The 14,156-nt window shown below is 61.1% G+C and carries 10 protein-coding genes; 1 reads left to right on the top strand and 9 read right to left on the bottom strand.

All coding sequences use genetic code 11. From position 1 onward, the window contains the following. Positions 1–101: 101 nt before the first annotated feature. The 8 genes from gcvP to arcD (FEE99_RS25755) all read right to left on the bottom strand — a co-directional run bounded on the left by gcvP (position 102) and on the right by arcD (FEE99_RS25755) (position 10,772). A complete protein-coding gene (gene gcvP / locus FEE99_RS25790) occupies positions 102–2,954 on the bottom strand; it encodes an aminomethyl-transferring glycine dehydrogenase (protein WP_041479786.1) in 2,853 nt (950 codons plus the stop codon). Between the two features lie 11 nt (positions 2,955–2,965). Beyond that, the gene (gene gcvH / locus FEE99_RS25785; protein ID WP_039758162.1) at positions 2,966–3,349 is read right to left on the bottom strand and encodes a glycine cleavage system protein GcvH; all 384 of its coding nucleotides are present in this window, start codon (positions 3,347–3,349) and stop codon (positions 2,966–2,968) included. A 417-nt stretch (positions 3,350–3,766) separates the two neighbouring features. Beyond that, complete coding sequence (locus FEE99_RS25780) at positions 3,767–5,296, bottom strand: sigma-54-dependent transcriptional regulator (protein ID WP_041479785.1); 1,530 nt, start codon at positions 5,294–5,296, stop codon at positions 3,767–3,769. Between the two features lie 131 nt (positions 5,297–5,427). After that, positions 5,428–5,790 (bottom strand): DUF5064 family protein, encoded by a 363-nt coding sequence (locus FEE99_RS25775; protein WP_041479784.1) that lies wholly within the window; start codon positions 5,788–5,790, stop codon positions 5,428–5,430. 62 nt (positions 5,791–5,852) lie between these two features. Then, complete coding sequence (gene arcC / locus FEE99_RS25770) at positions 5,853–6,782, bottom strand: carbamate kinase (protein ID WP_064361237.1); 930 nt, start codon at positions 6,780–6,782, stop codon at positions 5,853–5,855. Between the two features lie 191 nt (positions 6,783–6,973). Continuing rightward, entirely contained in the window at positions 6,974–7,984 is a 1,011-nt protein-coding gene (locus tag FEE99_RS25765; protein WP_041479782.1) for an ornithine carbamoyltransferase, read from the bottom strand. A gap of 68 nt (positions 7,985–8,052) precedes the next feature. Further along, complete coding sequence (gene arcA / locus FEE99_RS25760; protein ID WP_016773516.1) at positions 8,053–9,309, bottom strand: arginine deiminase; 1,257 nt, start codon at positions 9,307–9,309, stop codon at positions 8,053–8,055. A 35-nt stretch (positions 9,310–9,344) separates the two neighbouring features. Then, the gene (gene arcD / locus FEE99_RS25755) at positions 9,345–10,772 is read right to left on the bottom strand and encodes an arginine-ornithine antiporter (RefSeq protein WP_041479781.1); all 1,428 of its coding nucleotides are present in this window, start codon (positions 10,770–10,772) and stop codon (positions 9,345–9,347) included. A 437-nt stretch (positions 10,773–11,209) separates the two neighbouring features. Between arcD (FEE99_RS25755) and arcD (FEE99_RS25750) the strand changes: the two genes are divergently transcribed. Then, complete coding sequence (gene arcD / locus FEE99_RS25750) at positions 11,210–12,637, top strand: arginine-ornithine antiporter (protein WP_041479780.1); 1,428 nt, start codon at positions 11,210–11,212, stop codon at positions 12,635–12,637. Positions 12,638–12,742: 105 nt separating this feature from the next. On the opposite strand, the gene FEE99_RS25745 is transcribed toward arcD (FEE99_RS25750), so the two are convergent. After that, the gene (locus FEE99_RS25745) at positions 12,743–14,089 is read right to left on the bottom strand and encodes a CoA transferase (RefSeq protein ID WP_041479779.1); all 1,347 of its coding nucleotides are present in this window, start codon (positions 14,087–14,089) and stop codon (positions 12,743–12,745) included. Between the last annotated feature and the right edge of the window lie 67 nt (positions 14,090–14,156).

Here is a 14,156-nt window from a genome sequence, read left to right as displayed (position 1 = left end):
CTCTATAAGGCCTCAGTGCATGCAGCAAGACACAAGCCGCAAGTTAAAAGCAGATCAGCCCTTACTTGCAGCTTGCAGCTAGAAACTTGCAGCTGCCGCTCTTAAGCGTAGCTTTCGATCGACGGGCAGGCGCAGACCAGGTTGCGATCGCCGAAGACGTTGTCGACACGGCCGACCGGCGGCCAGTATTTGCCTTCGATCAGCGACGCGACCGGGTACACCGCTTGCTCACGGCTGTACGGGTGGGTCCATTCGCCGACCAGTTCCGCTGCGGTGTGCGGGGCGTTTTTCAGTGGGTTGTCTTCCTTGTCCAGGGTGCCGTTTTCCACTGCGCGGATTTCTTCGCGGATGCGGATCATCGCGTCGCAGAAGCGGTCCAGTTCTTCCCTGGATTCGCTTTCGGTCGGCTCGATCATCAATGTGCCGGCGACCGGGAACGACATGGTCGGCGCGTGGAAACCGAAGTCGATCAGGCGCTTGGCGACGTCATCGACGCTGATGCCGCTGCTGTCTTTGAGCGGACGCAGATCGAGGATGCACTCGTGCGCCACCAGGCCGTTGCTGCCGGTGTACAGCACTGGGTAATGCTCTTCGAGGCGACGGGAAATGTAGTTGGCATTGAGGATCGCCAGCTGCGAAGCGCGTTTGAGACCGGCGCCACCCATCATGCGGATGTACATCCAGGTGATCGGCAGAATGCTCGCGCTGCCGAACGGTGCCGCGCAGACCGCGCCTTCCTTGCGTTCCATCTGGCCGTGGCCCGGCAGGAACGGGGTCAGGTGCGACTTGACGCCGATCGGGCCAACGCCCGGGCCGCCACCGCCGTGCGGGATGCAGAAGGTTTTGTGCAGGTTCAGGTGCGAAACGTCGCCGCCGAACTTGCCCGGTGCGCAGAGGCCGACCATGGCGTTCATGTTGGCGCCGTCGATGTACACCTGGCCGCCGTTGTCGTGAATGATCGCGCAGATCTCGCGAATGCCTTCTTCGAACACGCCGTGGGTCGACGGGTAGGTGATCATCAGCGCGGCGAGATGTTCGCGGTGCTCGATGGCTTTGGCGCGCAGGTCTTCGATGTCGACGTTGCCACGGGCATCGCACGCGGTGACGACCACACGCATACCAGCCATTTGCGCGGTGGCCGGGTTGGTGCCGTGGGCCGACGACGGGATCAGGCAGATGTCGCGGCGCTCATCGCCACGGCTCTGGTGGTAGGCGCGGATCGCCAGGAGACCTGCGTATTCACCTTGCGAACCGGCGTTCGGTTGCAGCGAGATCGAGTCGTAACCGGTGGCGGCGCAGAGCATCGCTTCCAGCTCGTCGGTCAGTTGCTGGTAACCGGCGCTTTGTGCGGCCGGGGCGAACGGGTGCAGTGCACCGAATTCGGCCCAGGTCACCGGGATCATTTCGCTGGCGGCGTTGAGTTTCATGGTGCACGAGCCCAGTGGAATCATGGTGCGATCCAGTGCCAGGTCCTTGTCCGCCAGTTTGCGCAGGTAGCGCATCAGCTCGGTTTCCGAGTGATAACGGTTGAACACCGGGTGGCTGAGAATCGGCGACTGGCGCACCAGCGCAGCAGGGATGGTGCTCTGCACCGAGGCGGCCAGCGCAGCGAAGTCCGGCAGGGTCTTGCCGTCGGCGAACAGGCCCCACAGGGTTTCGATATCAGCCTGAGTGGTGGTTTCGTCGACCGACAGGCCCAGACGTTCAGCGTCGATCACACGCAGGTTGATCTGCGCAGCGTGCGCCTTGTCGTGCAGCGCAGCGGTGTCTGCGCCGGTAGCAATGGTCAGGGTGTCGAAGAAACTGGCTTGTTCGACTTGAGCGCCCAGCGCGGTCAGGCCCTTGGCCAGGATCGCGGTCAGGTGATGCACGCGGTTGGCGATCTGGGTCAGGCCTTTCGGGCCGTGGTACACGGCGTACATGCTGGCGATGTTGGCCAGCAGCACCTGGGCGGTGCAGATGTTCGACGTGGCCTTCTCGCGGCGGATGTGTTGCTCGCGGGTCTGCATCGCCAGACGCAGCGCTGGCTTGCCGAAACGGTCAACCGAGACACCGACCAGACGGCCCGGCATGTCGCGCTTGAACGCATCTTTAGTGGAGAAGTAAGCGGCGTGCGGGCCACCGAAGCCCAGCGGCACGCCGAAGCGTTGCGCCGAACCGATGGCGACGTCGGCACCGAATTCGCCCGGTGCGGTCAGCAGCGTCAGGGCCAGCAAATCAGCGGCGACAGCGACCAAAGCGTTGGCGGCGTGGAAGCGCTCGGTCAGCTCGCGGTAGTCGAACACATCACCGTTGCTCGCCGGGTATTGCAGCAGCGCGCCAAAGAACGGCGTGACGTCAGTCAGTTCGCGCTCATCGCCCACGACCACGTCAATGCCGAGCGGCTCGGCACGGGTGCGCAGCACGTCGAGGGTCTGTGGATGGCTGTGGATCGAGGCGAAGAACTGGTGGCTGCCCTTGTTCTTGCTCAGGCGTTTGCAGAAGGTCATGGCTTCGGCAGCGGCGGTGGCTTCGTCGAGCAGCGAAGCGTTGGCGATCGGCAGGCCGGTGAGGTCGCTGATCATGGTCTGGAAGTTCAGCAGCGCTTCGAGACGGCCCTGGGAAATTTCTGGCTGGTATGGGGTGTAAGCGGTGTACCAGGCCGGATTTTCCAGCAGGTTGCGCAGGATCGGCGACGGCGTGTGGCAGTTGTAGTAGCCCTGGCCGATGTAGGTCTTGAACAGCTGATTCTTGCCGGCGATGGATTTGATCATCGCCAAGGCGTCGGCCTCGCTGAGGCCGTCGTCCATGCCCAGCACGCTGGTGCCCTTGATGCTTTCCGGGATGACGCTGGCGCTCAGGGCTTCGAGGGAATCGAAGCCGAGGCTGTTGAGCATGGCTTGCTCGTCACCGGCGCGCGGGCCGATGTGACGGGCGATGAATTCGTTGGCGGTGCCGAAATTGATGGCGGTCATGGCGTAATTCCTCAGGCTTCGGCTTGGGCTTTGATCAGACGGTCGTAGGCGTCCTGATCGAGCAGTTTGCCGACAGCGGCGGCGTCGCTTGGCTGGAAGCGGAAGAACCAGCCTTCGCCCAGCGGATCTTCGTTGACCAGCTCAGGAGCGTCTTGCAGCGCCGGATTGACTTCCAGCACGTCGCCATCGAGCGGCATGTACACGCCGCTGGCGGCTTTCACCGATTCCACGGTGGCGGCTTCAGCGCCTTTTTCGTAAGCCTGCAGCTCAGGCAGTTGCACGAACACCACGTCGCCCAAGGCGTTCTGCGCGAATGCGGTGATGCCGACAGTGACACTGCCGTCGGCTTCGGTGCGCAGCCATTCGTGATCTTCAGTAAAACGCAACTCGCTCATGGAAACTCCTCAGGGGCCAGACTCGTCTGGTGGACGCGGTGGAAAGCTTGGGGCGGGGAAGCCCTTTATAGATGAGGAGGCAGGTAGCAAGAATGCGGCCAAGGTTGATTTATCTATATAAATCAATGGCTTGTATTTTCTAGGTGGGTGTCGGCAGGTTGCGCCTGTAGCGAAATCGCTACAGCGTGGGGCGGGGAGAAAAGCTTAATCGGATCAAAGCGTTGCGCAGCGCTGGTCACAGGCGGGTGTAGCGATATCGTTCCGCTGTAGCGCTTTCGGTACAGGTGGAGGTCGTTTTCAGCGTGGCAATATCATTCGTGAATTGAAAACAAGGACTGTAGGAGCTGCCGAAGGCTGCGATCTTTTGACCTTGATCTCTAAAAAACAAAGTCAAAAGATCGCAGCCTTCGGCAGCTCCTACAGGGGATCGGTGGTGAATCCGGGTTTATTGGGAATGCCGTATTTGCGCAGGCGATGGGCGATGGCGGTGTGCGAGGTTTGCAAGCGGCTCGCCAGTTGCCGGGTCGAGGGATAGCTGACGTAAAGCTTTTCCAGCAGCGCCCTTTCGAACGATTCGACCGCTTGTTCGAGACTTTCCACCTCAGTGTCGGTCTGGCGCGCGACGGAGGTGCCGGCGATGTCGAGGTCGCCGATATCGACCAGGCTGCTCTCGCAAATCGCCGCCGCACGGAAAATCACGTTCTGCAATTGCCGCACGTTGCCTGGCCAGCGATTGCCGAGCAGCGCCGGATAAGTGCCGGGCGCCAGGCGGCAGACCGGGCGCTGGATCTGCGCACAGGCCTGCTGCATGAAGTAGCGCGCCAGCAGCAGGATGTCCTGACCGCGTTCACGCAGCGGCGGCACTTCGACGTTGAGCACATTGAGGCGATAGAACAAGTCTTCGCGGAACAAGCCTTCGCTGACCATTTTTTCCAGATCGCGGTGAGTCGCGCTGAGGATGCGCACGTCGACCTTCACTTCCCGATCACCACCGACGCGGCGGAAGCTGCCGTCGTTGAGAAAACGCAACAATTTGGCCTGCAAGTACGGCGACATCTCGCCGATTTCATCGAGAAACACCGTGCCCTGGTTGGCCAGCTCCATCAGCCCTGGCTTACCGCCACGCGCCGCACCGGTGAAGGCGCCGGGGGCATAGCCGAACAGTTCGCTCTCGGCGAGGTTCTCCGGCAGCGCCGCGCAGTTGAGGGCGAGAAACGGAGCGCTGTGCCGCGCACTGATCGCGTGACAGGCACGGGCCACCAATTCTTTGCCGGTGCCGGTTTCGCCTTGAATCAACAACGGTGCATCAAGGGCGGCGACGCGTTGCGCACGGGCCTTGAGTGTGCGGATCGCCGGAGACTCGCCGAGCAGCGCGTCGAAGCCTTCGGCGTGGTCGTGGTGCAAAGCCGAGAGTTGTTCGCCGATGCGATTTGGTTGATACAGGGTCAGCAGGGCGCCGGCGTCGGTGATCGGCGTGGCGTCGAGCAGCAGGGTCTGGCCGTTGACGGTGATTTCGCGCAGCGGCAGGCGAAAGCCGTTTTCGAGCAGGGTATCGAGCAGGCCGGGATCATTGAACAGCGCCGAGACGCTTTCACCGGCCGGTTCGCGACCGTACAGGGCAATCAACGCCGGGTTGGCCAGCAGCACCTTGCCGGCGCTGTCGAGGGCCAGCACCGGGTCGGTCATCGCCGCGAGCAGGGCATCTAGCTGCAAGTGCCGGCGCTGGCCGGGGAGGATATCGACCACGGTCACCGCCTCGACGCCGAGCACGCGAAACAGCGCATCTTTCAGTTCTTCGAGCACTTGCGGGCTGAGGGTCGGCGCGTCGATGTAGACGTTCGGCGGGATCATCTCCACCGCATCCAGATTGAGATTGCGCCCACCGAGAATAGCCAGGACTTCCTGGGTGATGCCGACGCGGTCGATGAAGCTGACGTGGATACGCATGGGGGCGGTTCAGTGATCTGCAGAGCGGAGGGGGGCAAGTATGCCTTGGGGCGGGCTAATGGTGAAATCTGTGTCCCTGCGCTGATCGTTCCCAAGCTCTGCGTGGGAACGATCAGTGTGGTGGATTCGGGTTATTCGAAATGCTCGAGGTTCACCGGATCCCCCGACTGCATATTCAACTTCTGCCGAATGTCTTCAAACATCAGATCGTAATGCTTGTGCACCGAGCCGATCTGGCTGTGGGTCTTGGGTATGCCGTACTTCTCGGCGATCCGCGTGACATCGCGGGCGAAGTTGTAGGCCTCTTCCTTGGGCAGGAAAAACGCCTCCTTCATGTCCTTGCCCTGCATGCTGCCGTGCAGGGTGAACTGAATCCCCTTGCCTTTCTGCGGGTCGGTGAACACTTCATAGTCCAGATGCACGTTGTAATTGACGTCATCGTCGGTCAACGCGTGCCGCTCGATGTGCAGATGACCGGGTTCGAACTGGGCCATTGAGCTACTCCTTTCAAGGCATGGAAGCGGAGCAGGCCTTGAGCCTGCCCCGGCGTTTATTGTTATCGGTAGCTGATCCCCGGCTTCGCCGTGCTGACCCGCGTACCGGCGGTGCCCTGGACGATGGCTTCGATATCGGCCAGCGAACCGATCACCGCGACCTTGCCAGTATGGCGCGCGAATTCGCAGGCTGCCTGCACCTTCGGTCCCATGGAGCCGGCGGCGAAACCAAGGCGTTCGAGTTCGTCGGGGTGGGCTTCGGCGATGGCTTTCTGGGTGGGTTTGCCGTAATCGATGAACGCTGCGTTGACGTCAGTGGCGATCACCAGCAAATCGGCTTCCAACTGCTCGGCGAGCAATGACGAACACAGGTCCTTGTCGATCACCGCCTCGATACCCTTGAGGTTACGGTTTTCGTCATACATGGTCGGAATGCCGCCGCCACCAGCGCAAATGACGATGCTGCCCTTGTCCAGCAGCCACTTGATCGGACGGATTTCGAAGATGCGCTTCGGCCGTGGACTGGCTACGACGCGGCGGAATTTGTCGCCATCCGGGGCAATCGCCCAGCCTTTTTCGGCGGCGAGTTTTTCCGCTTCGACTTTCTCGTAGACCGGGCCGATCGGCTTGCTCGGCTTCTTGAAAGCCGGGTCGTTGGCATCGACTTCAACCTGGGTCAGCAGGGTGGCGAACGGCACTTCGAAGTCGAGCAGGTTGCCCAGTTCCTGTTCGATGATGTAGCCGATCATGCCTTCGGTTTCGGCACCGAGCACGTCCAGCGGGTATGGGGTGACAGAGGTGTAGGCCGCCGCTTGCAGCGACAGCAGGCCGACTTGCGGGCCATTGCCGTGGGCGATGACCAGTTGGTTGCCGGGATGGATCTTGGCGATTTGCTCGGTGGCGATGCGGATGTTGGCGCGCTGGTTGTCAGCGGTCATCGGCTCACCACGGCGGAGCAGGGCGTTACCGCCCAGAGCTACGACGATACGCATGGTGCAATCCTTCTAAGCAGAGGAATGACAAACGACTCGATCTCCCTGCTGGAACCGATATCCCTGTGGGAGCGAGCCTGCTTGCGAATGCGGTATGTCATTCAACAGTGATGTTGTCTGATCTGACGCTTTCGCGAGCAGGCTCGCTCCCACATTGGGTTTCCGGTTCCTTCAGTGGGAGCGCTGTGGCGTTAGAGATCAGCCAGGGTCGAGACCAGAATCGCCTTGATCGTGTGCATGCGGTTTTCCGCTTGCTCGAATGCAATGCAGGCCGGCGACTCGAACACGTCATCGGTCACTTCAATACCGTTTTTCAGGTGCGGATATTGTTCGGCGATCTGTTTGCCGACCTTGGTGTCGCTGTTGTGGAACGCCGGCAGGCAGTGCATGAACTTGGTACGCGGGTTGCCGGTGGCCTTCATCAGCTCGGCGTTGACCTGATACGGCAGCAGTTGCTGAATGCGCTCGGCCCAGGCTTCCACCGGTTCACCCATCGATACCCAGACATCGGTGTGAATGAAGTCCACGCCTTTGACCGCTTCTTTCGGATCCTCGGTGAGGGTGATGCGTGCGCCGCTTTCCTCGCCGTATTTTTTGCAGCGCGCCACCAGATCGTCCAGCGGCCACAGTGCTTTTGGCGCGCAGATGCGCACGTCCATGCCGAGCTTGGCGCCGATCAGCAGCAGCGAGTTGCCCATGTTGTTGCGCGCGTCGCCCAGGTAGGCGTAGCTGATTTCATGGATCGGCTTGTCGGCGTGCTCACGCATGGTCAGCACGTCGGCGATCATCTGGGTCGGGTGATATTCATCGGTCAGGCCGTTGAACACCGGCACGCCGGCGAACTTGGCCAGCTCCTCGACGATTTCCTGTTTGAAGCCACGGTACTCGATGGCGTCATACATGCGCCCGAGCACGCGGGCGGTGTCCTTCATGCTTTCCTTGTGGCCGATCTGCGAGGAGTTCGGGTCGATGTAAGTGACGTTGGCGCCCTGGTCATAGGCCGCCACTTCGAAGGCGCAACGGGTGCGGGTCGAAGTTTTCTCGAAGATCAGGGCGATGTTGTTGCCTTTCAGGTGTTGTTGCTCGGTGCCGGTGTATTTCGCGCGTTTCAGATCACGGGACAGGTCGAGCAGGTAACGCAGCTCACGTGGGGTGTGGTGTTCCAGGCTGAGCAGGTTACGGTTGTGAATGTTAAACGCCATGATGGATCTCCTTGGGTTTCGGTTATCCCCTTGGCCGCGCTCGATAAGTCGCGGCGAAGGCTCAAAGATTAGTAGTCGATCGGGTCGCGGATGATCGGGCAGGTCATGCAGTGGCCGCCGCCACGGCCTCGGCCGAGTTCGCCGGCGCTGATGGTGATGACCTCCACGCCAGCCTTGCGCAGCAGAGTGTTGGTGTAGGTGTTGCGGTCGTAGCCGATGACCACGCCCGGTTCCATTGCAACCACGTTGTTGCCGTCGTCCCATTGCTCGCGTTCGGCGGCGAAGCTGTTGCCGCCGGTTTCCACCACGCGCAGTTTCGGCAGATTCAGCGCCGCAGCGACGGTGTCGAGGAAGCTGCCTTCTTCGCGGCGGATGTCGATGCCACCCTGTTTGCTTTCGTCAGGACGCAGGGTGAAGGCGACGATCTGGTTGACCACTTCCGGGAAGATCGTCACCAGGTCGCGGTCGCAGAAGCTGAACACGGTGTCCAGGTGCATTGCTGCGCGGGACTTCGGCAGGCCGGCGACGATGACTTTTTCCACCGCTTTGTTGTTGAACAGGTTCAGCGCCAGTTGGCCGATGGCCTGCCGCGATGAGCGCTCGCCCATGCCGATCAGCACCACGCCGTTGCCGATCGGCATGACGTCGCCGCCCTCAAGGGTGGAGTTGCCGTGGTCCTTGTCCGGGTCGCCGTACCAGATCTCGAATTCGGCGTTGGTGAATTGCGGATGGAATTTATAGATGGCGGTGGTCAGCAGGGTTTCCTGACGGCGCGCCGGCCAGTACATCGGGTTCAGCGTCACGCCACCGTAGATCCAGCAGGTAGTGTCGCGGGTGAACTGGGTATTGGGCAGCGGCGGCAGGATGAAGCTGGAGTGGCCGAGGAAGTCGCGGAACATCTGGATGGTCTTGCCACCGAAGCTGTCCGGCAGATCATCGGCCGACACGCCGCCAATCAGGAATTCGGCGATGTGGCGTGGCTCGAGGCTTTTCAGCCAGGATTTCACTTCGCTGATCAGGCCCAGGCCCACCGAGTCGGCAGTGACTTTGCGCTCAAGAATCCAGTCCAGCGCTTCGGGGATGGCGACGATGTCGGTCAGCAGGTTGTGCATTTCCACCACGTCGATGCCGCGTTCGCGCATCTTGGTGACGAAGTCGAAGTGGTCGCGCTTGGCCTGCGCCACCCACAGCACGTCATCGAACAGCAGTTCATCGCAGTTGTTCGGGGTCAGCCGCTGATGGGCCAGACCTGGGGAGCAAACCATGACTTTACGCAGTTTCCCGGCTTCGGAGTGGACGCCGTACTTCACTTTTTCCGTGGTCATTTCTGTGTTCCTCCAGATGACAATTCAATCAGGGGTTACAGCGTCAGGAAGCCATCGTAGAGACCGTAGGCCGCCACCACGGCGCCCACGACCACTGCGGCGAAAATCAGCTTCTCGACGTTGGTGAAAACCGGTTGTTTGAGTTCCAGCTTGGCCTTGGCGAACAGGATCGCGCCGGGCGCATAGAGCAGGGCCGACAGCAGCAGGTACTTGACCCCGCCGGCGTACAACAACCACACCGCATAGATCAGGGCGATACCGCCGATGATCAGATCCTTGCGCCGCTCGGCGGCGAAGCCTTCGTAGCTCTCGCCGCGCACCGCCAGCAAAAGGGCATAGGCCGCCGACCACAGGTACGGCACCAGAATCATCGAGGTGGCGAGGTAGATCAGCGACAGGTAAGTGCTGGCCGAGAACAGGGTGATGATCAGGAACACCTGCACCATCGCGTTGGTCAGCCACAGGGCGTTGACCGGCACATGGTTGGCGTTTTCCTTGCGCAGAAACTCCGGCATGGTGTGGTCTTTGGCGGCGGCGAACATGATCTCGGCACACAGCAGCACCCACGACAGCAGCGCGCCGAGCAGCGAGATGATCAGGCCGACGCTGATCAGCACCGCACCCCAGTGACCGACCACATGCTCAAGCACGGCGGCCATCGACGGGTTCTGCAGTTTCGCCAGTTCCGGCTGGGTCATGATGCCCAGCGACAGCACGTTCACCAGCACCAGAAACAGCAGCACGGTGATGAAGCCGATCACGGTGGCCTTGCCGACATCCGAGCGTTTCTCGGCGCGGGCGGAGAAGATGCTCGCGCCTTCGATGCCGATGAACACCCAGACGGTGACCAGCATCATGTTGCGCACCTGGTTCATCACACTGCCCAGGTCAGGGTTTTTCACGCCCCAGATGTCGGCGGTGAAGATGTCCAGTTTGAACGCGAAGACCGCAATCAGCACAAACAGCAGCAGCGGTACGACCTTGGCGACGGTGGTCACCAGGTTGATGAACGCCGCTTCCTTGATCCCGCGCAACACCAGGAAATGCACGCCCCACAGCAGCAAGGACGCGCCGATCACCGCCGCCGGGGTATTGCCTTCGCCGAAGATCGGAAAGAAATAGCCGAGGGTGCTGAACAGCAGAACGAAGTAGCCGACGTTGCCCAGCCAGGCGCTGATCCAGTAGCCCCAGGCCGATGAGAAACCCATGTAGTCGCCGAATCCGGCCTTGGCGTAGGCGTAGACTCCGCCGTCCAGATCAGGCTTGCGATTGGCGAGGGTCTGAAAGACAAATGCGAGGGTGAGCATGCCGACTGCGGTGATGGCCCAGCCGATCAGCACTGCACCTACGTCGGCGCTGGCGGCCATGTTTTGTGGCAACGAAAATATCCCGCCGCCAATCATTGAACCGACTACCAGTGCAACCAGTGCACCGAGTCTTAGTTTTCCGGGCGCTTCAGACATTTGCATGACTCCATTGCAGGAAAGGAGAGCTCACAGCCTAGTACCGTTGTCTGTTCGAATAGCTGACTTAGATCAGTGCATGGCCACATTCCATTGTTAATGAATGACTTATCCACCCGTTGCGGGCATAACACTGTGCTCTGGAAGGCCCGTCCCAGAGCTGTTTCGCTGACGAAATTGGGAATAGCAATTAATGCTTTCGAACTATCACGCTAGTTGCTTTTCCGCGTTTGGCAAATGTCCGTCATCTGTTTTCAGTACAGAATTGAATAATCAAGATTGGCGCACAAAACTGACTTAACGTGCTAAGCGTTATCGTGGTCGGCTATATATAACGGTGCGAAATTGGCCATTACCTGATAAACGTCATCTACCCTTAGGCTTTTAGTCGGCTGTTGTTACAAATAAACAACAACGGCTCTTTCAAGGAGATCTGCATGTCGCAACCGACGCAAAAGCTGCGCCTTGGTGCGTTGATCGCGCTGGTGGTGGGGTCGATGATCGGCGGGGGGATTTTCTCGTTGCCGCAAAACATGGCGGCGCGCGCCGATGCCGGGGCGATCCTGATCGGCTGGGGCATCACCGCGATCGGCATGCTGACGCTGGCCTTCGTCTTTCAGACCCTGGCCAATCGCAAGCCGGAGCTGGACTCGGGCGTCTACGCCTACGCCAAGGCCGGGTTCGGCGACTACATGGGCTTTTCGTCGGCGTGGGGTTACTGGATCAGCGCCTGGCTGGGCAACGTCGGCTATTTTGTGTTGCTGTTCAGCACCCTCGGTTATTTCTTTCCGGTATTCGGCCAGGGCAACACGCCGATCGCCATCGGCTGCGCCTCGCTGCTGTTGTGGGCGGTGCACTTTCTGGTGATGCGCGGGATCAAGGAGGCAGCGCTGATCAACCAGTTGACCACGGTGGCCAAGGTCGTGCCGCTGATCATGTTCATCGTCATCGCTGCGGTGGCATTCAAGGCTGACATCTTCACCCGCGACATCTGGGGCCGCAGCAACCCGAACTTCGGCGGGGTGATGGATCAGGTGCGCAACATGATGCTGGTCACCGTGTTCGTGTTCATCGGCATCGAAGGCGCCAGCGTCTATTCGGCCCGCGCAGAAAAACGCAGCGACGTCGGCCGCGCCACGGTGATCGGTTTTCTCGGCGTGCTGGCGCTGCTGGTGCTGGTCAATGTGCTGTCGCTGGGGATCATGAGCCAGCCGGAACTGGCCAATCTGCAAAACCCATCACTGGCAGCGGTGCTCGAGCACATCGTCGGGCCGTGGGGTGCGTTGCTGATCAGCGTCGGGCTGGCGATTTCGCTGTTGGGCGCGTTGTTGTCATGGGCCTTGCTGTGCGCGGAAATCCTCTTCGCCACGGCCAAAGACAAAACCATGCCGGCGTTCCTGAAGAAGGAAAACAAGAACCACGTGCCGGTCAACGCGCTGTGGCTGACCAATGTGATGATCCAGATTTTCCTGCTGATCACATTGTTCTCGGCGGGTACTTACACCAGTCTGATTTACCTGGCCTCGTCGATGATTCTGGTGCCGTATTTGTGGTCGGCTGCCTACGCGGTGCTGCTCAGCGGGCGCGGCGAAACCTATGAACACGCCTCGGCGGAACGTACCAAGGATCTGCTGATTGGCGGCATCGCACTGGTTTACGCGGTGTGGCTGTTGTATGCCGGTGGGGTGAAGTATCTGCTGCTGTCGGCGCTGCTGTATGCGCCGGGGGTGATCCTGTTTGCCAAGGCCAAGCGTGAACAGGGGCAACCGGTTTTCACTACGGTGGAAAAGGGGATTTTTGCTTCCGTGGTGATTGGCGCGGGGCTGGCGGCGTATGGGTTGTATAGCGGGGTGTTGAGTTTGTAGGCGGGTTTGCTTTGGCCGGGCAGGCCCCTTCGCGAGCAGGCTCGCTCCCACAGGACTACGCGAATCCATGTGGGAGCGAGCCTGCTCGCGAAGGCGGCCTCAAAATCACCACTGCGCCCGATGTGACCCCAATTCGGCGGCGGGCCAATCCCACCGCACCGCCGTCCCGCTGATCTGCAGCGGCACGCGCAACCTCCGCGCCGGCCCCCACGCGGTGTGTTCAATCGCCGGATCCTGATCCAGCGCGTCTTCAGCCCGCAGCGGGTCAAGCATCCCCGGCCCATGCTCAAGCAACAGCTTCGCCGTACGCGCCAGCGACAACCGCGCCGAACCCCCGCGACCGCTGGCCAGTCGTTCAGTCAGCAATCTGATCGCACTTGCCGCCATCAGATACCCGGTCGCATGATCCAGTGCCTGCACCGGCAGTGGCGTCGGTTTATCACTGTGCTTCCAGCGCTGTCCGGCCTCGGCGATGCCGCTGCTCATCTGCACCAGGCTGTCGAAGCCCCGGCGGTTCTGCCAAGGGCCGCTCCAGCCGTAGGCGTTGAGGCAGACGTCGATCAGACCCGGTGCCAGTTGCCTTCGACGTTCAATACCAAAACCCAGATGTTCCAGCGCGTCGGCGCGATAGCCGTGGAGCAAGATGTCGGCGTCTTGCAATAAACCTTCGAACACTGCGCGATCCGCTGGCACTTGCAGATCCAGCCGCGCGCAGCGCTTGCCGACAGTCATTTCCGGAACGACGCCGGGTTCGTTCCAGCTCGGTGGATCGATGCGCAGCACGTTGGCGCCCAGCCCAGCGAGGAAGCGGCTGGCGGTGGGACCGGCGAGGACGCGGGTCAGGTCGAGTACCTTGATCCCGGCCAGCGGTCGTGCGATCGAGCCTTGCCAGGCGGTGCGTTTCTCGTCCGTCTGCTCGATGAATTGCACCAGCGCTTCGGCATTCACCGCCAGCCCTTGCGGATGCTGCTGCCACTGCGCCCAACTGCGCATCTCGGCGGCGCAGCCCTTGGCGTCGACCACTGCTTGTTCCAGATCCGCACTGTCCCATTGCGCGACTTTCGCCGCCATTGCGGCGCGGTCGGCGCAGGCACCGAGCACGCGTTCAGCGGCGGCGCGGTGATGCGGGGCGTTGGTGTGCAGACGGATCCAGCCGTCCCGGGTCGCATAGTCGCCGGCGATCGCGTCCCATAACGGCGGCACCTGCCAGCCGATCGGGCGAAGCGAGGTGGAGAACCAGAACGAGACCAGGCGTCGGTCGACTGCAACTGCTTGCAAGTGCCCGATTTGCGGGTGGAGCAATTCGCTGAGCGCTTGCCCGGCAGCGGCGATGCTGGCGCAGGCCAGTTCAGTGACTGCGAACGCCGAGGGCAACGCGCCGTCACCGTTGAAGGGGATGGGCGTGTGGGGCAGGTCGAGTGCGGTTTGGATGGACGTGAGCAGATCAGTCATCGAAGGCCCTCCGGAACGAGAGGGCGATGATAGTGCAAAAGAATCGCGGTTTAGATGAAACCAGGAT

Origin of the sequence: Pseudomonas sp. ef1 (genome assembly GCF_007293365.2) — a bacterium.
In the GTDB taxonomy this organism is placed as follows: domain Bacteria; phylum Pseudomonadota; class Gammaproteobacteria; order Pseudomonadales; family Pseudomonadaceae; genus Aquipseudomonas; species Aquipseudomonas siliginis.
This window is presented reverse-complemented; position numbering and strand designations above follow the sequence as displayed.

Bases quoted from the DNA above. Each gene is read 5' to 3' on its own strand.
- arcD (WP_041479781.1), bottom strand. From the start codon at position 10,772: ATGTCTGAAGCGCCCGGAAAACTAAGACTCGGTGCACTGGTTGCACTG.
- FEE99_RS25765 (WP_041479782.1), bottom strand. From the start codon at position 7,984: ATGGCGTTTAACATTCACAACCGTAACCTGCTCAGCCTGGAACACCAC.
- FEE99_RS25780 (WP_041479785.1), bottom strand. From the start codon at position 5,296: ATGCGTATCCACGTCAGCTTCATCGACCGCGTCGGCATCACCCAGGAA.
- gcvP (WP_041479786.1), bottom strand. From the start codon at position 2,954: ATGACCGCCATCAATTTCGGCACCGCCAACGAATTCATCGCCCGTCAC.
- FEE99_RS25775 (WP_041479784.1), bottom strand. From the start codon at position 5,790: ATGGCCCAGTTCGAACCCGGTCATCTGCACATCGAGCGGCACGCGTTG.
- arcD (WP_041479780.1), top strand. From the start codon at position 11,210: ATGTCGCAACCGACGCAAAAGCTGCGCCTTGGTGCGTTGATCGCGCTG.
- arcA (WP_016773516.1), bottom strand. From the start codon at position 9,309: ATGACCACGGAAAAAGTGAAGTACGGCGTCCACTCCGAAGCCGGGAAA.
- FEE99_RS25745 (WP_041479779.1), bottom strand. From the start codon at position 14,089: ATGACTGATCTGCTCACGTCCATCCAAACCGCACTCGACCTGCCCCAC.
- gcvH (WP_039758162.1), bottom strand. From the start codon at position 3,349: ATGAGCGAGTTGCGTTTTACTGAAGATCACGAATGGCTGCGCACCGAA.
- arcC (WP_064361237.1), bottom strand. From the start codon at position 6,782: ATGCGTATCGTCGTAGCTCTGGGCGGTAACGCCCTGCTCCGCCGTGGT.